Source organism: Amycolatopsis sp. FBCC-B4732, from assembly GCF_023008405.1.
Lineage (GTDB): Bacteria > Actinomycetota > Actinomycetes > Mycobacteriales > Pseudonocardiaceae > Amycolatopsis > Amycolatopsis pretoriensis_A.
In genome coordinates this window covers 2634404-2654300 of the sequence record NZ_CP095376.1, presented here as the reverse complement: position 1 = coordinate 2654300, position 19897 = coordinate 2634404, and the positions used below count along the sequence as shown (strand labels likewise).

18 protein-coding genes are annotated in these 19897 nt (G+C 73.0%); 10 read left to right on the top strand and 8 right to left on the bottom strand.

The features are described from left to right. Nucleotides 1-148: 148 nt before the first annotated feature. Complete coding sequence (locus tag MUY14_RS11250) at nt 149-1798, bottom strand: DUF6461 domain-containing protein (protein ID WP_247022902.1); 1650 nt, start codon at nt 1796-1798, stop codon at nt 149-151. A 103-nt stretch (nt 1799-1901) separates the two neighbouring features. Here MUY14_RS11250 and MUY14_RS11245 point away from each other — a divergent pair, with 103 nt between their 5' ends. Next, nucleotides 1902-3362, top strand: a complete 1461-nt coding sequence (locus MUY14_RS11245; protein ID WP_247022901.1) for an aldehyde dehydrogenase — start codon at nt 1902-1904, stop codon at nt 3360-3362. On the opposite strand, the gene MUY14_RS11240 is transcribed toward MUY14_RS11245, so the two are convergent. Further along, nucleotides 3359-3694, bottom strand: a complete 336-nt coding sequence (locus tag MUY14_RS11240; protein ID WP_247022900.1) for a cupin domain-containing protein — start codon at nt 3692-3694, stop codon at nt 3359-3361. The two genes, MUY14_RS11245 and MUY14_RS11240, sit on opposite strands and share 4 nt — an antisense overlap. A 72-nt stretch (nt 3695-3766) precedes the next feature. On the opposite strand from MUY14_RS11240, the gene MUY14_RS11235 reads away from it, so the two are divergent. After that, nucleotides 3767-4702: a GlxA family transcriptional regulator gene (locus MUY14_RS11235; protein WP_247022899.1), complete on the top strand. Its 936-nt coding sequence runs from the start codon at nt 3767-3769 to the stop codon at nt 4700-4702. A 28-nt stretch (nt 4703-4730) separates the two neighbouring features. Beyond that, complete coding sequence (locus MUY14_RS11230; protein WP_247022898.1) at nt 4731-5096, top strand: hypothetical protein; 366 nt, start codon at nt 4731-4733, stop codon at nt 5094-5096. Nucleotides 5097-5161: 65 nt separating this feature from the next. On the opposite strand, the gene MUY14_RS11225 is transcribed toward MUY14_RS11230, so the two are convergent. Next, complete coding sequence (locus tag MUY14_RS11225; protein WP_247022897.1) at nt 5162-5932, bottom strand: inositol monophosphatase; 771 nt, start codon at nt 5930-5932, stop codon at nt 5162-5164. 27 nt (nt 5933-5959) lie between these two features. Here MUY14_RS11225 and MUY14_RS11220 point away from each other — a divergent pair, with 27 nt between their 5' ends. Beyond that, the gene (locus MUY14_RS11220; protein WP_247022896.1) at nt 5960-6859 is read left to right on the top strand and encodes a LysR family transcriptional regulator; all 900 of its coding nucleotides are present in this window, start codon (nt 5960-5962) and stop codon (nt 6857-6859) included. Here MUY14_RS11220 and MUY14_RS11215 read toward each other — a convergent pair. Further along, nucleotides 6856-7464: an NAD(P)-dependent oxidoreductase gene (locus MUY14_RS11215; protein WP_247022895.1), complete on the bottom strand. Its 609-nt coding sequence runs from the start codon at nt 7462-7464 to the stop codon at nt 6856-6858. The two genes, MUY14_RS11220 and MUY14_RS11215, sit on opposite strands and share 4 nt — an antisense overlap. A 133-nt stretch (nt 7465-7597) precedes the next feature. Between MUY14_RS11215 and MUY14_RS11210 the strand changes: the two genes are divergently transcribed. Both MUY14_RS11210 and MUY14_RS11205 read left to right on the top strand, forming a co-directional pair. Beyond that, nucleotides 7598-8641, top strand: coding sequence for a DUF2235 domain-containing protein (locus MUY14_RS11210; RefSeq protein ID WP_247022894.1), 1044 nt, complete (start codon nt 7598-7600; stop codon nt 8639-8641). Nucleotides 8642-8780: 139 nt separating this feature from the next. Next, the gene (locus MUY14_RS11205) at nt 8781-13361 is read left to right on the top strand and encodes a DUF6531 domain-containing protein (RefSeq protein WP_247022893.1); all 4581 of its coding nucleotides are present in this window, start codon (nt 8781-8783) and stop codon (nt 13359-13361) included. Between the two features lie 2 nt (nt 13362-13363). Here MUY14_RS11205 and MUY14_RS11200 read toward each other — a convergent pair whose 3' ends face one another. From MUY14_RS11200 to MUY14_RS11190, 3 genes are read right to left on the bottom strand one after another with little or no spacing between them, the layout of a single operon-like run. Further along, nucleotides 13364-13963 carry a TetR/AcrR family transcriptional regulator gene (locus MUY14_RS11200; protein ID WP_247022892.1) on the bottom strand — a complete coding sequence of 200 codons (600 nt, stop codon included), beginning with the start codon at nt 13961-13963 and terminating at the stop codon, nt 13364-13366. A gap of 28 nt (nt 13964-13991) precedes the next feature. Beyond that, on the bottom strand, nt 13992-14993 hold the full coding sequence (locus MUY14_RS11195) for a hypothetical protein (protein ID WP_247025109.1): 1002 nt from the start codon (nt 14991-14993) through the stop codon (nt 13992-13994). Next, the gene (locus tag MUY14_RS11190) at nt 14990-16429 is read right to left on the bottom strand and encodes an NAD(P)/FAD-dependent oxidoreductase (protein WP_247022891.1); all 1440 of its coding nucleotides are present in this window, start codon (nt 16427-16429) and stop codon (nt 14990-14992) included. The genes MUY14_RS11195 and MUY14_RS11190 overlap by 4 nt, the downstream gene beginning before the upstream one ends. Nucleotides 16430-16734: 305 nt before the next feature. Here MUY14_RS11190 and MUY14_RS11185 point away from each other — a divergent pair, with 305 nt between their 5' ends. Next, the gene (locus MUY14_RS11185) at nt 16735-17031 is read left to right on the top strand and encodes a hypothetical protein (protein ID WP_247022890.1); all 297 of its coding nucleotides are present in this window, start codon (nt 16735-16737) and stop codon (nt 17029-17031) included. A 3-nt stretch (nt 17032-17034) separates the two neighbouring features. Here the strand turns inward: MUY14_RS11185 and MUY14_RS11180 are convergent, their stop codons facing one another. Continuing rightward, nucleotides 17035-17826: an alpha/beta fold hydrolase gene (locus tag MUY14_RS11180; RefSeq protein ID WP_247022889.1), complete on the bottom strand. Its 792-nt coding sequence runs from the start codon at nt 17824-17826 to the stop codon at nt 17035-17037. Nucleotides 17827-17955: 129 nt separating this feature from the next. On the opposite strand from MUY14_RS11180, the gene MUY14_RS11175 reads away from it, so the two are divergent. The 3 genes from MUY14_RS11175 to MUY14_RS11165 are packed head-to-tail and all read left to right on the top strand — an operon-like array spanning nt 17956 to nt 19897. Next, the gene (locus tag MUY14_RS11175) at nt 17956-18327 is read left to right on the top strand and encodes a GntR family transcriptional regulator (protein WP_247022888.1); all 372 of its coding nucleotides are present in this window, start codon (nt 17956-17958) and stop codon (nt 18325-18327) included. Next, the gene (locus MUY14_RS11170; protein ID WP_247022887.1) at nt 18324-19205 is read left to right on the top strand and encodes an ATP-binding cassette domain-containing protein; all 882 of its coding nucleotides are present in this window, start codon (nt 18324-18326) and stop codon (nt 19203-19205) included. Before MUY14_RS11175 ends, MUY14_RS11170 begins: the two co-directional genes overlap by 4 nt. Beyond that, entirely contained in the window at nt 19202-19897 is a 696-nt protein-coding gene (locus tag MUY14_RS11165) for a hypothetical protein (protein ID WP_247022886.1), read from the top strand. The genes MUY14_RS11170 and MUY14_RS11165 overlap by 4 nt, the downstream gene beginning before the upstream one ends.

Below are 19897 nucleotides of genomic sequence, written 5' to 3'. Positions count from 1 at the left end.
ATGTGGACCGGTTCACAACGGAGCGGTCGGCCGAGCGCGCGCTCGAGCGCGGCGGCGATCTGCGGTTTCCGTGCCGCTGATCACCGCGACCGGCCCGAGGAACACCCGATCGCACTCCCGGCCGCTGCGCGAACCGATTTCCGCGCGCCTATCCCGGGATCCGGTACGCCACCCCGGCCCGCTCGATGTCCTCCAGGTCTTCGGCGTGGAGTCCGCGGCCGGTGAACCGCTCCACCGCCACGAGGCCCTTCTCGTCGAGGTCGCGGTAGTCCGCCAGGTCGAGGCCCGCGAGCGCCGCCGTCACCTCCGGGTCGGCGGCCGGCTCCCCCAGTCCCGGCTCGAACGACGCCAGCACCTCGCCGCCGCGGGCGAAGGACAGTCTCGTCACCGCGTTGACGTTCCAGAACATGCTCGCCGCCCGGCCCGTCCTCGACACCGCCGTCAGGACCTCTTCGTGCGAACCGAGGTAGCCGTTCTCCTCGATCACCAGCACGACGCCGCCGAGGTCCAGCGCCGTCAGCCACGGGTCGGCGTACGCCGGCCTCAGCTCGGCCAAGGCCTCCGGTCGGTCCGGGTCCGCGCCGAAGCCGCGCACCACCTCGGCGGCGGGCAGGCCGGTGACCACCGTGACCGTCGCCGCCACCGCCAGGTTGGAGCGCCGGATCCAGCGGTAGCGCACCTCCGGCCGGTCCACGAGCGCCGGTTCGGGCTCGCCGCGCAGGCGGTGGCCGAGGCGGTCCGCGCGGGCGTGCACCCGGGGCGGTTCCGCGGGCGCCGCCCAGACCCAGACGTCGTAGCTCTCCTCCTCCGGGTCGTCGCGGCCGTAGGCGTGCACGCGGACGCGGTACTCGCCGGGCCACGGCGGCGTCGTCACGCCCACCCCCGCCGACGGCGCCAGCGCCGCCCCGCCGTGCTCCGCGCGCCAGGACAGGTCCACGACCTCTTCCCAGCCGTGCGTCTCCGCTTCGGCGGGCGGCTCGGCGAGCACGCGGACGCCGACGCGCACCGAGCCCGCCTCCGTGCCGGCGCGGATCACCACGCCTCCGGCGGCGGCTTCCGCCAGGCCGTTCTCGGCGAAGTCGCCGAACGCCGGGAAAGCGCCTTCGGTCAAGGCGAACACGTGGTCGCGGACGTCCACGAACGTGGTCCCGGACCGGGGCAGCCGGTACTCGGCGCGTTCCTTCTCGCGGACGGCTTCGGCGTACCCGGCGGGCATCGGCGTCGCGCGGAGCCGCCCGGCCGCCACGCCGAGCGCGATCCCCACGATGGCCGCGATCCCGGGCTGCCCGGCCTCGCGCGCCGCGATCGCCGTCGTCACCAGCGCGATCGAAAGGTGGGCAGCGCCGTGTGCGGCCGCGATCGCCGCTTCGTCGCCTTCGGCGGTCAGGAACGGCGCGAGGGCTTCGTCGGCCGTGACGGCCGCGGTCAGGTCCGCTATGAGGTCGATCAGGTCGGGCCGGAACTGGATCAGCAGCCGCGCTTCCCGCACCGCTTCCGCTTCGCTGTCGCTTGAGAGGAAGCCGAACGAGCCGGACTGCGGCGGGGTGAGTTCCCCGGTGACCGCGGGCGCCGGGATCGTCAGCGACGCCAGCGTCAGTTCGACCGCCCCGTGCACGCGCTCGATGACCCACGACGGCACGGACCGCAGCGAGCGCACGACCTCGGCTTCGGGCCAGTCCGGGAACCGCGGTGGCGGTTCGAGCGCCAGCCGGCCCAGCGCCGCGGCCGGGGCGGGCGGGAGGACGGCTCGGACGACGGGCACGGCAGCGGCCACGGCGGCCGCGAAGTTCTCCCCCATGCGGCCACTCTGCCAGATCCGCCATTGATTGAGCCTTGAACTACTCTTCCGCCCAGTGGAATCGCCCGTCCGGCCCCGGCCGCGCGCGCACCAGACTCGGGGCATGACCCTGCACCGCGAACTGTTCATCGACGGCAAGGAGGTGCCCGCCGAAGGCGGGCGCACCACCGAGGACACCAGCCCCTACACCGGCGAGGTGTACGCGACCGTGGCCGCCGGGCGGCCCGCCGACGTCGCCCGTGCCGTCGAGGCCGCGCACCGCGCGTTCCCCGGCTGGGCGGCCACCGCACCGTCGGCAAGGCGCACGATCTTCTTGAAGGCGGCCGAACTCCTCGACGCGCGCGCCGCCGACGCCGTCACCCTGATGGCCGGCGAAGTCGGCGGCGCCGCTCCCTGGGCGCGGTTCAACGCCGGGCTGGCCGCGAACATCCTGCGCGAGGCCGCGGCCGCGATCACCCAGCCGCTGGGCGAAGTGCTGACCACCGACACGCCCGGACAGCTGTCCCTGGCCGTGCGAGAGCCCGCCGGGGTGGTCGCGGCGTTCTCGCCGTGGAACGCGCCGCTGATCCTGGGTGTGCGGTCGATCGCGGTGCCGCTGGCGGTGGGCAACACCGTCGTGCTGAAGCCGAGTGAGGACGCGCCGATCGCGAGCGGGCTGTTCCTCGCCGACCTCCTGCGCGACGCCGGGCTGCCGCCGGGCGTGCTCAACGTCGTCACCAACGCCCGCGAGGACGCCGCCGAAGTCGCGCAGGCGCTGATCGCCGACGGCCGCGTCCGGATCGTCAACTTCACCGGCTCGACGAGCGTCGGCCGGATCATCGGCACGACCGCGGCGCAGCACCTCAAGCCGGCCGTGCTGGAACTGGGCGGCAAGAACGCGCTGCTGGTGCTCGACGACGCCGACCTGGGCTACGCCGTGGACGCGGCCGCATTCGGCGCTTTCCACAACGCCGGCCAGATCTGCATGTCCACCGACCGGATCCTGGTGCACCGCTCGATCGCCGAAGAGTTCACGGCGAAGCTGGCCGCGAAGGTCGGCGCGCTCCCGCACGGCGATCCCGCGGACCCGGCGACGGTCGTCGGCCCTGCGATCGACGCCCGCGGCGCCCGGCACGTCGAAGAACTGGTGGCGGAAGCGGTTTCCCAGGGCGCCCGCGTCCGCACCGGCGGCCGTCCGGCGACCGGCGCGCTGTACGCCCCGACGGTGCTGGACCACGTCACCGCGGACATGCGGATCTTCCGCGAGGAGATCTTCGGCCCGGCCGTCACGGTGCTCGCGGTCGACAGCGACGACGAGGCGGTCGAGATCGCCAACGACACCGAATACGGGCTCACGACCGGCGTCATCACGGAGAACGCGGGCCGCGGGCTGGCGCTGGCGCGGCGGCTGCGCACCGGGATCGCCCACGTCGGCAACCAGACGATCGACGACGAAGCGCAGGCCCCGTTCGGCGGCGTGAAGTCCACCGGCTACGGGCGCTTCGGCGGCCGGTGGGGCGTCGAAGCCTTCACCGACACGCGGTGGATCACGGTGGCCGGGCAGCACAACCACTTCCCGTTCTAGCCCTCCGGGTAGAAGAGGAACAGGGTGCAGCCGGTGGCGCTCGCGGGCACGTGCCAGGACCCGGCCGGCGCGTGCAGGAAGGTGCCCGCGGGGTGGTCGCGGGCGCCGTCGTGGAACGTGCCCGCGACGACGTAGACCTCCTCGGGCCCGGGTTCGTGGACGTCCCGGCGCGGCCACGCCGTGCCGGCGTCCATCTCCAGGACCCCGGCGTGCGCCCCGTTCTTCCCGGTCCACAGTGGACGGAAGCGGATACCGGGGAACAGTTCGCGGACGGGGGCTTCCGTGACGGCGGCGGAGGTGTAGCCGTCCTGCTCGAGGATCTCGGGGTGCATGCCCGCCACCCTGCCCGGCCGCGGCGGGCCGTGGACAGTGTCCGGGAAGACACCTTGGGGTACTTTCGTGCCATGCATCGCGTGGTGGCACTGGTGCGGCCGGTGCAGTCGACGTTCGAGCTCGGCATCGCCGCCGAGGTCTTCGGCACGCCGCGGGCGGGTGTCCCGCGGCACTACGAGTTCGACGTCTGCGCGGAGACCCCCGGCCCGGTCCCGACGACGGCAGGCTACGCGATGTCCGTCCCCAGTGGACTGTCGGCGCTCGCCACCGCCGACACCGTGCTGATCCCGGGCTGGGCGCCGCTCGAAGCCCCGTTGCCGGCGCGCGTCCGCCGTGCGCTGCTGCGCGCCCACGCCCGCGGCGCCCGCCTGGTGACGATCTGTTCGGGCGTGTTCGCCCTGGCCCGCACGGGTCTGCTGGACGGCCGGTCGGCGACGACCCACTGGGCCCGCGCCGACCAGCTGCGGCGCGAGTTCCCGCGGGTGCACGTCGAGCCGGACGTGCTGTACGTGGACCACGGCGACGTGGCCACGAGCGCCGGCGCGGGCGCGGGGATCGACCTGTGCCTGCACCTGGTCCGGAAGGACCACGGCGCGGCGCACGCCGCTCTCGTCGCGCGCCACATGGTGATGCCGCCGCACCGCGAAGGCGGGCAGGTGCAGTTCGCCCCGCCGGCCGCGTCCCCGGATGCGTTGGACGGCCTCTTGGACTGGGCGGCCGACCGCCTGGGAACGGCGTTGTCGGTCGGTGATCTCGCCGCGCGGGCGGGTGTTTCCCCGCGCACGCTGGCGCGCCGGTTCACCGACCAGCTGGGCACGAGCCCGGGTGCGTGGCTGCTGGCGCGCCGGGTGACGGAGGCCCGTGCGTTGCTGGAGGACACGGACCTGCCGGTGGAGTCGATCGCGACCCGGGTCGGGTTGACGTCGGCGGTGAACTTGCGCCGGCGGTTCCGTGACCAGGTGGGGACTACGCCGGGGGCGTACCGGCGGGCGTTCCGGACCCCGTGAGCCTCCCGCGGACGGGATAACGTGCGTCATGGTCTTCTGGCGCAAGTCACGGGAACGCCGCGCGCACCTCTCCGCGGTCGCGGATCGCGTCGGGGCCCGCACCGGCACCGTTTTGCTGGACGCGTTTTCCGGCGGCGGCGCCAACGGACCCCTCTGCCTGGGGGTCATCACCCTGCGGACCGGCGATTCCGGAGAAGTCCTTCGCGCGCAGATCGATGCCGTGGTCGCCGCGGGGTACGCCCCGCCGGGACACCTCCGCGCCGACGAGTGCGCTTTCGTCGACAACCCCGGGTTGCCGATGCTGACCATCAGCACCTACGCGGCGGGGAAGGTGATCCCCCAGCACGGCGAGGTCCCGTCGGGACAGACCGGGGTCGTGGTCAGCCTGGCCTGAGGCCTGTCCTGCACGTGCGCACCAAGGTCCACCGGCGGCCGGACGACTTCCGAGCAGGGGCCCCGTCACGCCGTGAGGACCGCCAGCGCCGCCGCGTGCACGCCGGGCGCGGCGGCGAGGTAGCTCTCGCTCGTGAGGTCCCACGGCTTGCCGTCCAGGTCGGTCACCACGCCGCCGGCTTCCTGGACCAGCAGTACCCCGGCCGCGTGCGAGCGGACGTTGTCGAGCTGCCAGTGCACGTCCATCCGGCCCGCCGCGAGCTGGGCGAGCTGGTGGCTGACCGGCACCGAGATCCGCACGTACAGCGCGGCGGCGGACATCGCGGTGAACGACCGGCCCATGCGCTCGAAGAACTCGGCGTCGTGCCCGGGTTTCGCCTGCCCGGTGCCGGCCAGCGCGCCGTCGAGCGACGTCTTGGCGGAGACGCGCAGCGGCACCCCGTTCAGGAACGCGCCGCCGCCGGCTTCCGCGGTGAACAGCTCGTCGAGCACCGGGGCGTACACCGCCGACAGCACCGGGCGCCCGTCGCGGACGAGGCTGACCCCGATGTTCCAGTCGGGCATCCCGTGCACCGCGTTGACGTTGCCGCCGACCGGGTCGACGAGCCACCACTCGCCCGGTTCGAGCGGCCCGGCGCCGTGTTCGTCGTCGAGCCAGCGCGCGTCCGGCCGGATGCCGGCCAGCGCCGGGCGCAGCACGTCGACGACGGCGGCGTCGTTGTCGTGCAGATTCGCCAGCAGCTCCGGCAGGCCGGGCGGCCGCGGGTCACCGGCGTAGCGCGCCAGGATCCGGGCACCCGCTTCGCGGACGGCGGCGGCGAGCAGTTCGTGGGCCATGGTTCCTCCTGTGGTTGTCTTGCGGTCGTGCACCTCGACTTGAACCTGCTCACGGTCTTCGACGCGCTGCTCGAGGAGGGCAGCGTGATGGGCGCCGCCGAGCGGCTGCACCTGTCGTCCCCGGCGGTGAGCCGCACGCTCGGGCGGCTGCGCAAGGTGACCGGCGACGACATCCTCGTGCGCACCGGCCACACGATGGCGCCGACGCCGTACGCGCTGGCGGTCCGGGAGGACGTGCACCGGCTGGTCCGGCAGGCCCGCGACGTCCTGACGCCGTCCCGCGAGCTGGACCTGGCGGAGCTGGACCGCACCTTCACGATCCAGTGCCACGACGCGCTGGCGGCGTCCGTGGTCCCGGTGCTCACCGGCCGGTTCCAGGAGCGGGCGCCCGGGGTCCGGCTGCGGGTGCTGGCCGAGAACTCCGCCGACACCGACGACCTGCGCCACGGCCGCGTCGACCTCGAACTCGGCGGTGGCCGCCCGGAGCTGCCCGAGTTCCGGTCCGAGGTGCTCGGCCACGACACGCTCGTCGTCGCGATGCGGGCCGGGCACCCGTGCGCCGAAGGCCTCGACCTGCGCGCGTACGCGGCGTTCCCGCACGTCCTGGTCTCCCGGCGCGGCCGGCTCACCGCGCCGATCGACGACGTGCTGGCCGCGGAAGGCCTGCAGCGCCGGGTGGTCGCGGCCGTGGCCACCGTGTCGACGGCCCTGCAGACCGCGGCGCGCGGCGACGTGCTGGTCACCTGCACCGCGCTCCTCGGCCGCCCGCTGATCGACGCGTTCGGGCTGATCACCCGCCCGCTGCCGGCGGAGGCCCCCGCGGCGCCGATCAGCTGCACCTGGCACCAGCGCTACGACTCCGACCCGGCGCACGCCTGGCTGCGCGAACAGGTGGCGGCGGCGCTCGAAGAGGTCGTCGCGGGCTAACCGGCCAGCGGCAACGCGACCGCACCGGCGAACCGCGGTTCTTCCGCCTCGTCGAGCATGGCCGCGGCGACGGTCGCCCGGGTGACCTTCGCCCCGAGGTCGAACGGCGGCGCCTCGGCCAGTCCCGCCGTGCGCCGCTCGGGGTCTTCCGGGCCGTCGGCGAGCATTCCGGCGTGGAAGACCGTGCCGCCGGCGGCGAGCACGGCGGTGTCGGCCGCGACCTTGTCGCCGAGCCGGTCGCCCAGGAGCTGCCCGAGCACGCCGGCGGCTTCCCCCGCCACCTCGGCGGACGGGCCGGTGCCGTACGCGCCCAGCCAGATGATCCGCTTCGGCCCGGCGGCGATCACGGCCTCGGCTCCGGCCAGCAGCGTCCCGGCGCGGTCCGTGCCGAGTCCGGACAGCACGACCGAGTCCGCGTCGAGGACCGCGGCGACGCTCGCCGGGTCGGCCACGTCGGCCGCGGCTTTGCGCAGCCCGGGGCCGTCGGGGAGGGCGATGCGCGCGGGGTCGCGGGCGACGGCGGTGACGGTGTGGCCGCGCCGGAGGGCTTCGCGGGTGAGCTCGAGGCCGGTCCGGCCGGACGCCGCGAGGACGGTGAGGTTCATGCCCCTGACGCTAGGGACGTGGGCGATTGACATCAAGTGCAAGTATCGCAAGGAATGAGTTACCCATACGCAATCGAGTAACGCGCTCCCACCCGGCGGCGACTCACGCATGTCCGGCGCCGGGGAGGCAACGATGGCGAAACGACTGGTCGTCTGCTGTGACGGCACCTGGAACTCACTCACCCAGAAGGCACCGACGAACGTCGTCAAGGTCAAGGACGCCGTCGCCGCGGTGGACCCGGCCGGGACGAGGCAGCTCGTGCACTACCACGAGGGCGTCGGGACCGGGAAGCGGCTGTGGGACCGGCTGGCCGGTGGCGCGTTCGGCTGGGGCCTGTCCGCGAACGTCCGGGACGCCTACCGGTTCGTCGTCGAGCACTACGAGCCGGGCGACGAACTGTTCTTCTTCGGTTTCAGCCGCGGCGCCTACACCGCCCGCAGCGCCGTGGGCATGATCCGCAACTGCGGGGTGCTCCTCCCCCGGCACGCGAGCCGGGTCGACGAGGCCTACCGGCTCTACCGGGACCGGGATCCGGCGACCGGCCCGGCGAGCCCCGCGGCCCGGGAGTTCCGCGACAGCTTCTCGCACGAGGACGTGACGCCGATCCGGTTCATCGGCGTCTGGGACACCGTGGGCGCGCTGGGCATCCCGCTCAGCGGCGGCCGCCTGCTCAACCTGTTGAACCGGCGCTGGCAGTTCCACGACACGCAGCTGACGTCGATCGTGCAGTCGGCCTTCCAGGCACTGGCCGTGGACGAGCACCGGAAGGCGTTCCGCCCGGCGGTCTGGCAGCCCTCGCCCGACGCGAACGGCCAGGAACGCGAGCAGGTCTGGTTCGCCGGGGCGCACTCCGACGTCGGCGGCGGCTACCCCGAGCAGGGCCTGTCGGCGCTCGCCCGGCAGTGGCTGGTGAGCAGGGCCGAGAAGTGCGGGCTGGTCTTCGCCCCGGACGGCTTCGACGGCCTGGCGCCCGCCGACGACCTCGGCGTGCTGCACGACTCGCTGACCCTGCTCTACAAGTGGTTCGGCTCGGTCCACCGCGAAATCGGCGTGGTGGACCCGCCGTCGGAGTCGCTCTCGTCGTGCGCGCGCTACCGCCACGAGACCATGACGCCGCCCTACGCGCCCCCGAACCTCGTGAAGTACCTCGAGTCGCCGCGCATCACGGAGGTGTGAGCACACGGCCTTGCCCGGCCGGGCCGACGTTCGCGGATTTTCGGGCATTCGGGTAGCGGAGCGGACACGGACTGTTCAGCTCCTGTTACCTTGCTTGAAAGTTTGACGAAACGTCCGGCCTGGTCATCGGAGGTCGTCCATGGGGAACCCGTTGGTCGCGGAGACCAAGGACTCGACCAAGGCGTACTCGGGCATCTCGCTGCTGGAGTCGGCGAACGACCTGAAATCCGCGATCGAATCAGGCGACTGGGCGTCGGTCGCGATGGGTGCCGTGGGCACCGCTCTGGACGCGTTGTCGATGGCGATGGACCCCTTCGGTGCCGTCCTCGCCGCGGGGGTCGGGTGGCTGATGGAGCACGTCGGGCCGCTGAAGGAGGCGCTCAACGGGCTGACCGGCAACGCCGACGAGATCGCGGCGCAGTCGGAGACGTGGAAGAACGTCGCCACCGAGCTGGGCAGCATCGGTGAGGACCTGACCGGGATGGTGAAGGCCGACACCGCGTCCTGGACCGGTAACGCCGCTGATACTTACCGTCAGCGCGCGCAGGACACCGTCACTTTGCTGGAGACTGCGCAGAAGGGCTGCGAAGGCGCTTCCAGTGGGGTGAAGACCGCCGGTGAGGTGGTGGCGGCGGTGCGGGCGCTGGTGCGGGACATCATCGCGGAGCTGATCGGGCATTTGATCAGCTGGGCGTTGCAGGTGGTGTTCACCTTGGGTATCGGTCTGACGTGGGTGGTGCCGCAGGTGGTCGGTGCGGTGGCGAAGACGGCGTCGAAGATCGCGGATCTGGTGAAGCGGCTGGTCACGGCGTTGAAGGCGTTGGTGCCGTTGTTGAAGCGGGCGGGGGATTTGTTCGCGGATGCGGCGAAGGCGTTGAAGAACATCAAGCCGGGTAAGGCGGGGCCGCCGCCGAAGCACGCGGACATCAACGGCAACCCGAAGGGCATCGACGGACCCCACGGCAAAGGCGACGGCGACGGGACCCACACCTCGGGTGCCAAGGACGGGCCCGACACCCCGCCGAAGACCGACCCGCCGCCCAAGCCGGACGCACCGCCCAAGAACGATCCGCCGGTCAGCCCGCCCCCGCCGAAGGTCGAGACGCCGCCGCCCGGCGGCAAGCCGAAGGGCGACCCCAAGGCCGAGCCGAAGGGGGACGGGCCGCGCGACCGGGCCCAGCCGTCGGACAGCAAGACCTACTGCGGTGACCCCGTGGACATCGCGACCGGCGAGGTCGTGATGACCCAGGTCGACCTCGTCCTGCCGGGCGACGCGGGCGAGCTGGAACTGTCGCGCACACACCTCTCGGCCTACCGGGCGGGCCGGTGGTTCGGCCGGTCGTGGGCGTCCACTTTGGACCAGCGGCTGGCGTTCGGCCCCGCGGCGGTCCGGTTCTACGCCGAGGACGGCATGGTCCTCGTCTACCCGGTGCCCGCCGGCGATCCCGTGCTGCCGCTGGAAGGCCCGCGCCTGCCGCTGCACCGCTCCCCCGGCGGTTACCGGCTGTCCGCCGGCGACCGCGACCTGCACTTCGGCGACGACGGGCGGCTCGCGGCGATCGAGCGGAACGGCAGCCGCACCGAGATCGCCTACGCCGCCGACGGAACGCCCGCCGCGCTGCGCCGCGACGACGGCGTCGAGCTCCGGATCGGGACGGACGGCGGCCGCGTGGTCACGCTCGGCGCGCCCGAGGCCGCGCCGCTGGTCCGGTTCGGCTACAACCGGCTCGGGCAGCTGACCACGGTCGCGGACTTCGCGGGCCGCCCGATGACGCTGGACTACGACTACGAGCACCGGCTCGTCGGCTGGCGGGACCGCACCGGCACCTGGTACCGCTACGTCTACGACGCCGAGGGCCGCTGCGTCCGCGCCGTCGGGGCGAACGGCTTCTACAACGCGGCGTTCGCCTACTCGCCCGGCACCACCCGGCACACCGACGCGCTCGGCCACACCTGGACCTACCGGCTCAACGACGCCGGACAGCTCATCGGCCGGACCGACCCGCTCGGGAACTCCCGCCGGTACACGTGGAGCCGCTACGACCAGCTGCTGTCCCAAGTGGACGAACTGGGCCGCGAAACCCGGTACGACTACCGGGACGGCGAACTGGCGACGGTCATCCGGCCCGACGGCTCCGTCGTCCGCACGGCGCCCGCCGCCGAGGGCGAGGTGCGCCTGCGGGTCGGCGAGGGGGACGCCGCCGTGCAGCGGGTGGTGCCCGCGGCCGACCCGTTCACCGCGCTGCCGGGCGCGGCGGTCTCGGCCGGGCCGGGTGCGGCGCCCGACCCGCTCGGCGACGCGCCGGTGACCGACGCGTCGGTGCGCCCCGGCGACCGCGACCTGTTCGGCCGGCCCCAGCTCGTGCACACCGCGTCCGGCGGCGCCGCCCGGCTGGGCTGGACGGCCGAGGGCCGCCGCGCCTGGCGGATCGGCCCGCACGGCGACCGGGAAACCTGGCTGCACGACGCCGAAGGGCAGGTCGTCGAGCACCGCGACGCGGCCGGAGGCGTGTGGCGCCGCCGCTACGGCGCGTTCGGGCTGCCGGTGGCGGACATCGACGCGACCGGCGCGCGCACGACGTACACCTACGACGGCGAACTGCGGCTCACGTCGGTGACGAATCCGGCCGGCCGGACCTGGCGCTACGTCTACGACCCCGCCGGGCGCCTGGTCGCCGAGACCGACTACGACGGCCGCCGCCTGACCTTCGGCTACGACGAGGCCGGGCAGCTGCGGCGGCTGACCAACGGCCTCGGCGAGGTCACCGAGTTCACCTACGACCTGCTCGGCAACGTCGTCGAACGGCGCACGGCCGAGGACATCACCCGCTACGCCTACGACGCGCTCGGGCGGCTCGCGCTGGCCGAGAACGCCGAAGCGCGCGTGGAGTTCGTCCGCGACCGGCGGGGCCGGCTGATCGCCGAGACGGTCAACGGGCTCGGCGTCGCCTGGGACCACGACGAGACCGTCCTCCGCCGCCGCACTTCGTCCGGTGTGGACAGTGAGTGGCGCTTCGACGGCGATGGACTGCCGCGGTCGCTGCGGATCGCCGGGCACGACGTCGGGTTCGAACACGACGCAGCCGGGCGCGAGGTCACCCGCAGCGTCGACGGCGAAGTGGTGCTGCGACGGCGGTTCTGCGTCGAGGACCGCGTCGCCGCGGAAGAGATCGCGGGCGTCGGGCAGCGCACGTACGGCTACCGGCCCGACGGCAGGCTCGCCGCGGTCGGGGACGCCACCCGGCCGTGGCGGCTCGGCTTCGACGCCGCGGGCCGCGTCAGCGAGGCGCACGGACCCGGCGGCACCGAGCGGTTCCCCCGCGACGCCGCGGGCCGGCTCACCACCGGCGAAATCCGCTACACCGGCGACGCGCAGGGCCGCGTCACCGTGCGCTCGCGCGGCGAGCGGTCGTGGACGTACTCGTGGGACGGGCTGGACCGGCTGCGCGGCGTGCGCACCCCGGACGGCGCGCGCTGGACGTACCACTACGACCCGCTGGGCCGCCGGTTCGCCAAGCGCCGCTGGGTCACCGGCGACGGCGGCGAACCCGAGCTCGCCGGCGACACGCGCTTCCTCTGGAGCGGCTTCGACCTCGTGGAGCGCGTCGAGCTCGGCGCGGACGGCTCGCGCCGGACCCTGACGTGGGAGCGCCACCCCGGCGACGGTCACCCGGTCGTGCAGGTCGAGCGGACCGCGGCCGGCGAGCGGTTCCGCTGCGTGATCACGACCCCGGCCGGCACGCCGACCGAGCTGCTGGACGAGCGGGGTGCGGTGACCTGGCGCGACCGCAGCGCGTTCTGGGGCGCGCCGCTGCCGGGCGCCGACACCGGGGCCGTGCCGCTGGCGTTCCCCGGTCAGCACCGCGACGAGGAAACCGGCCTGCACTACAACGTGTTCCGCTACTACGACCCCGGAACCGCGCGCTACCTCAGCCAGGACCCGCTCGGCCTCGCGGCCGCCCCCGACCCGGCGGGCTACGTCGCCGAGCCGCTGCTCACCGGCGACCCGCTCGGCCTCGTCGGCACCTGCGGCAAGACCGGGCCGCCGACGAAGAAGCGGCCCCGCCCGGACGACTTCGACGAGCACCCGGACCTGAAGCCCCCGCCGGCGAAGCGGCCCGACCTCGGCGTCGACGTCAACCGCATGACGCGCGAGGAGTGGGAGGCGTTCAAGCCGAAGCTGGACGACATGATGAAGGCGGACAAGCACTTCTTCTGGTCCGGCGGCTACAAGAAGGGCCACGGCGCCCCGGACGACCCGTACCTGGGCTCGATCGAGTTCAAGGCCAACTCGGTCGCCAAGCAGCACGGCGGCAACACCCTCGAAGGCCTGGTCGCCGACAACCACCTGAAGATGCCCGGCTGGGTCGACGACAAGATGATGAAGGACCCGGGCCAGGGCTACTGGTCGCACGGCGACCACGGAACGTCCAACCTGGACCAGAAGACCTTCGTCAAGGAGAAGTGGGACCAAGCGTCGGAGACGTTCGCGAAGAACTCGAACGCCGACACCCACGTCGTCTTCCCCGACAAGCCGGGCGCCCAGACGAGCACGGGCATCCCCAACCCGGACGGCGACATCTACCCGTACCGGCGCCCGGACAACATCTTCGACGCGATCGAGTACAAGAAGCTCGAGGAGCAGGGCATCCAGGTCACCGAGCACAACGCGGAGACCGGCGCGACGAAGCCGTACCAGAAGCCGCCGAAGAAGCCCTGACGCTAGCCGCCGAGGGCGGGGCCGAGCCAGCGGCGGACGAGGGCCCGCAGCTCGTCGTCCGCCGGGGGTGGGGTCGTCGGGTGCTGCAGGAACGACATGAAGAGCCGCATCAGGATCTCGGCGAGGCCGCGGAGGTCTTCCTCGGTCGTGACGCCCGCCGCCGCCCAGTCGACCGGGAGGTTGCGCAGGATGCGCGTGCCGAACGAGAAGGCGAGCGGCGAGATGACGCCGTCGGTGAAGAAGTCGGCTTCGCCCGCCTGCAGGAGGAGGCCGAGGTGGGGCTCGGCGGGGACCGTCCGGACCGCCCACACCACCGATTCCACCGCTGCTTCGGTGGCGGTGCCGAACGAGGCCAGGTGGCGTTCCATCCGCCCGGCGAACTCCTCGACCCCGGCCAGCCCGACCGCGCGCAGGATGTCCTTCAGGCCCGGGAAGTAGCGGTAGACGGTCTGCCGGGTCACGCCCGCTTCGGCGGCGACGTCGGACAGGCTCGTCTTGGCCAGTCCCACGCGGTCGAGGCACGCCGTCGCCGCTTCGACGATCCGGCGGCGGGCCTCGTCCTCCGTGCCGGGCGGGTTGCCCCGCCATCCGTGGTGCCCCATGCCCGTCATCTTCCCCGACCGCACCCGGTCACACCGGGGCAGGGCGGCGGGCCCGGTGCAGCGCGGCCAGCACCAACCCGGCCGCGACGAAGCAGGCGAGCGCGTAGAGCCCGCTTTCGAGCGGGACGTCGCGGAGCGCGGAGAGCCAGATGACCGCCAGGACGCCCAGGTAGGCGGCCGGGTAGATCCGCGCGAAGGCGGACACCGGCCCGGCCGGCCGGCAGGTGGCGACGATCCAGCCGCCGGCCAGCCAGACCGCGGCCAGCTCGACGCCGAGGATCCAGGCCTGCGCCGGGGAGTTCCCCGGGAAAACGCTCGCCGGAAGGCCCGCGATCACCATGGCGAACGGGGTGAGCACGCCGGCCAGCAGGAACGCGGCGCGGCCCTTCAGCCGCACGACCAGGTACGTCATCGCGGCCATCGACACCGAAGCGAACAGCAGCATGCTGGTCATCGGCACGGTCGCCAGCGCCGGGTGGTTCACGATGGCGTTGCCGGGGTTCCAGGCCCACCACTTCAGCGGCGGCCCGATCTGGTCGAAGACCTCGTAGAACACCTGGCACACGAAGGCGACGGCCACCGCTCCGCGCAGCGCGCCGCGCCGGAAGATCCCGAGCGACCGCACGACCTCGTAGGCGAGCTGGCTGAACGCCGGGTAGAACGCCACGATGTAGAACGGCAGCCGGTCCCCCATGAACTGCACGGTGAACCGGTTGTGGGCGAAGATGAAGCCGTACAGCTCGTCGAGCCCGAACCACTCCGGGAAGTACAGCGGCGGTTCGGTGACGAACAGGTAGACCAGCGAAGCGCACCACAGCGCCAGGTTGACCGGGTCACCCGCGCGGTACCGGCGCACGGCGTGCACCAGCGCGAAGACGGCACCGGCGACGATCAGCAGTTCGAGCACCGGCAGCGTCCAGTTCGCGAGGTCCCACGGGGAGCGGACCGACACCACCGGCGAGACGTCGTGGCAGTCGAAGCCGAGCCCGCGGGTGACGGCCTCGGCGTCCGGCCCGCACGCCGGGCTCATCGCGCGGTCGCCGTCGAATAGTCCGTGGCCGGCGGCTCGGCGCACGGGTCGAACCCGAACGGCACCCGGTGCCTCCCGAGCGCCGCGCGGACGCGGTAGCGCACGAGCCCCGCCAGCACGCGCGGGTTGCGCAGCATGTCCCCCAGCGACTCGTCGAGGTTGAACACCTTGGCGAAGTGCTCGTCGACGACGTCGTCCTCCCGGGCCGCGCCGACGATCAGGCTGAACGCCGGCGCCGACACGGCCGCGAGGATCCGGCGCTTCCACTCGGGCGGCCGCTCGGTGCCCTCGGCGCACGCGTAGCCCTGGTCCCGGGCCATCGCGAGCCGCCACGGCACCTGGAGCGCTTTGCGCTGCGCGGCGAGGAAGCGCTTGCCGAAGCCCACGTCGAGCCGGTCGGCGCGGGAAAGGTGTTCACGCAGGAGCAGCGCCGAGCCGGCCGCGGAGCTGATGCCCTGCGCGTAGAAGGGGTTGAACGCGCAGATGGCGTCGCCGACGAACGCCAGGCCGCTCGGGAGCGTGCGCAGGCGGTCGTAGCGGCGCCACTTGTTGCCGGTCGAGCGGGTGAGGTGCACTTCGGACGCCGGCTCGCACCGGTCCATCGCGGCGGCGAACAAGGGCGTCCGCACCCGGCGGGCCACCTCGGCGAACGCGTCGGTGGTGCGGGGCATTTCCAGGCCCCACGAACCCATGCAGGCGATGACCCGGTTGCCCTCGACGGGGAAGAAGTTGACCAGGAAGTCGTGCTCGGCCGGGTGGTCGCCCTTGTCCGGCGTCGGCATGATCACCAGGTGCCGCCACCACCAGGACGTCGGGCGCTCGGCGGGCAGGTCGTACCAGCGTGAGGTGTAGGTGACCTTGGCGTCGAGGGTCCGCGTCGCGGGCGCGGGCCACCCGGCCGCGGTCAGCCAGCCGGCCACCGGGGAGCCGCGGCCCGCCGCGTCGACGACGAAATCGGCGTCGAGGTGCTCGCCGCCGGCGTCGACCCCGGTCACCGCCCCGTTTTCGAAGGTCAGTCCACCGGCCGTGGTCCCTTCGCGGATGACGACGTTGGGCAGTTCCCGCACCTTGTCGCGCAGCACGCGTTCGATGAGGATCCGCGAGCCGTAGATCATGGTCATCGAGCTGCGCTTGCGCGCCGACCAGCCCTCGCCGTCGAGGTAGGCGGCGTCCATGGACGGCATCAGGTGCAGCCCGCCCGCCGCGATCAGGTCGGCTTCGAAGCCGGGGAAGAGCGCGCCGATCGCCCGCCGCCCCGAGTTCAGCAGGAAGTGCGGGTGCTTGCTCTGCGGCACCCCGCGCCGGTGCTCGGCCCCGGCCGGCAGCCGGTCGCGCTCCAGCACGAGCACGCGCTCGAAGAAGGGCGCGAGGGCACCGGCGGCGCAGAGACCGGCGGCACTGCCACCCAGGACGACGGCGGTCCGGCCGAGCCGCATGCGGATCAACTCCCGTCATTCATACAAAGTGACGACGAATGTATGAATGACGGGCGAGCGTGTCAAGGCGGCCGTTCGCCGGGCACTCACCCTTTCGGCGAAGCTCGCCGTCGTTTCGTCCGGGGCCAAGGTCCGGAGCACCGACCAGGTCGTGGCGGAACCGGCGACCCCGGACGCCACCGTCAGCGGACTGCTCAAGTGCTGGGTGCACCCCTGCAACTGCCGGCCCCAGGAGCGCGTGGCCGCTCGCGCGGGCGCTGGTGAACGCCGACTTCGCGGACCGCGGCCCGGATTCGCTCGGGGCCTTGCTCATCGACGCCGTCGTGGCGGCCGTCGACCCCGGGACACCGCTGGACACCGGCGGCCCTTCCGCCGCGCGGTCGCCGCCGCACCGTCCGAAGTGGACGGAATGCTCACCGAGCTTCGTCACGCCGCGTCGGCGCTCAAACACAAGGGCGATCCCGCCGACGCGCTCATCCGCCTGGCAGGCCGCCAACCTCGAAGCGCTGGCCCGCCTCCGCCAGGGAGACGAGGACGGCGCCCGGCGCGCCATCGACCGCTCCCGGAAGGACCCGCTGGGCTTCGACGACACCCTGCTGTAGCCGTCAGGACCCGGCGGCGATCCCGCGGACCGCGTCGGCGACCGCGCCGAAGTCCTTGCGCAGGATCGCGCCGTGGTTGCCGGCGACCTTCTCGCGGGTGATGTTCGGGTTCCGGCCGAGCACCGCGTCGAGGCCGGCGCGGATGCGCTCCTGCTCGTCGCCCTTGCTGCCGAAGGAAGTTCCCGACGCGACGACGTACCGGACCGGGACCGTGATGCCGTCGAGCACCGGGCCCAGCTCGCGCTCGCGGGACAGCTTCCCGAGTTCGATGTTGCTTTCCGCCTGCTGGGCGGCGGTCATGCGCGGCGCCAAGCCGGTCGGGCGCAGCAGCGGCAGGAACCAGCTCATCCGCTTGAACAGCTTGCGGATCCGCAGTTCCATGGCGTCGTCGAGCCAGTCGTGCGGGTACGCGCCGTCGACCAGGACCGCGCCGAGGGTGCGCTCGGGGTTGCGGTGGGCCCAGTGCGCCGCAACCACCGCGCCGTAGGACCAGCCGACCAGCACCGCGCGCTCCACCCCGCGGGCGGCGAGCACGGCGTCGACGTCGCGGATCGCGGCTTCGAAGGAGTAGTCGGCCGAGCGCTTCGACTTGCCGCGGGCGCGCTCGTCGTAGGTGATGTGGCGGAAGCCGTCGCCGAGTTCGGCGAGGACCCGCTTCCAGTAGCCCTGGGTGGCGAACTGGCCGTTGAGGTAGACCACCGGGACGCCGGGGCCGCCGGTGTCGGTGACCGCGAGGGCCGTGTCTTCGACCGCCACCAGGCCGGTCCAGTGCGAGGAGATCGTGTTCCGCGTCATGACGGCTACTTTCGGCGGCCCGCCTGACACCACCCGGACACCGCGCTGACACGGCCGGGCTTGACAGGGCGGCAGCCGAGCCTCCATGGTTAGTTACATGAGTAATGAACCGACGAACCGCCGTGCGCGGTGGTCGGCGTGAAGGACGACGGGCGGCCGCTGTTCCTGCAGGTCGCCGAGCAGATCGAGAACTCGGTCGTCGACGGGAGCCTGGCCGCGGACGCGCAGGTGCCGTCCACCAACGAGCTCGCGGCCTTCCACCGGATCAACCCGGCGACCGCGGCGAAGGGCATCAACCAGCTCGTCGCCGACGGGATCCTCTACAAGAGACGAGGCATCGGCATGTTCGTCGCCACCGATGCCCGCGCGCAGCTGCTCGAACGGCGGCGCCGGGACTTCACGCGGCAGTTCGTCACCCCGCTGATGGCGGAGGCGGGCAAGCTCGGCATGGACGCCGAGGAGATCAAGAAGCTGATCGACGTCTGGGAGCCGGAGCGATGAACGTGGTGCGCACGACCGGGGTGACCAAGCGCTACGGCGCCCTCGCCGCGCTCGACGGGGTCAGCGTGACGCTCGCCGGGAACACGATCCACGGCCTGCTCGGCCGCAACGGCGCCGGCAAGACCACGCTGATGCGGATCCTCACCGGGCAGAGCTTCGAAACCGGCGGCACGGTCGAGGTCTTCGGGCAGCACCCGTACGAGAACGCCGACGTGCTCGCGCGAACATGCTTCATCAAGGAAAGCCAGCACTACCCGGAGAAGTTCCGGGTGCGCCACGCCCTGCGGGCCGCCGAACTGCTCTACCCGAGCTGGGACGCCGCCTTCGCCGCCGAGCTGCTGGCGGACTTCGCCGTCCCGTCCGGGCAGCTGCTCGGCAAGCTCTCGCGCGGGCAGCTGTCGGCGGTCGGGGTCATCATCGGGCTGGCGTCGCGGGCGCCGCTGACGCTGTTCGACGAGCCCTACCTCGGCCTCGACGCCGTCGCGCGCCAGCTGTTCTACGACCGCTTGCTCGCCGACTACGCCGCGCACCCGCGCACGATCGTGCTCTCCACGCACCTGATCGACGAGGTCAGCGACCTGATCGAGCACGTCGTCCTCCTCGATGGGGGCCGGGTGCTCATCGACGCGGACGCGGAGTCGTTGCGCGGCGAGGCCGTCGCGGTCACCGGGCCGGCCGACGCCGTCGAGCGTTTCGCGGCCGGGTACGAAGAACTGCACCGCGAACGGATCGGCGGCGCGCTGCGCGTCACCCTCACCGGCGCCCCGGACCGGGCCCACCCCGGACTGGACTTCGAGCCGGTTTCGCTGCAGCAACTGGTCGTCCGCACCACCCAGCACCACGGCGCGCTGGTCGCGGCCGGGAAGGAAACCCGATGACCCGCGTGCTCGACGTCGCCCGGATCCAGCTGGTCAACTGGCCGGCGCTGCTCGCGTACCCGCTGGCCGCGGTGGCCGCGCTCCCCTTGCTGGGCTGGGGCATCGACGTCTCCAACGGGCAGACGGCCGTCGGCGACCACGAGGTGTACCTGCTGCCGATGCTGCTGGGCGTGGCCGCGACGGCGCACCTGCAGACGATGACTCAGGTCTTCCCGTTCACGCTGGGTTTGGGCGCGACCCGCCGCCGCTTCGCCGCGGCGACGGCGCTCGTGGTCGTGGGGCAGGCACTGTTCTTCGGCTTGCTGCTGGTGGGCTTCGCCGCCGTGGAGCGGCTGACCGGCGGCTGGGGGCGACAGGCCCGGATCTACGGGCTCGGCGCGCTGCGCCAGGACGGCCCGCTCACGCAGTGGCTGGCGTTCACCGGACCGATCGTGGCGACGTCGGCGGTCTGCGTACTGGCGGGGGTGGTGTTCCAGCGCTGGCGGCAGTCGGGGATCTACCTGGCGGTGTTCTCCAGCGTGGCCCTCCTCGCGGCGGCGGGTGCGCTGGCGACCACGCAGAACTGGTGGCGCCCGATCGGGAGTTTCCTGGGCGACCAGCCATCGCTGACGCTGTTCGCGGCTTACCCGTTGGTGCTCGCGTTGGCCTTGGGCGGCACGGCTTGGCTGGTACTGCGGCGGTCGACGACCTGA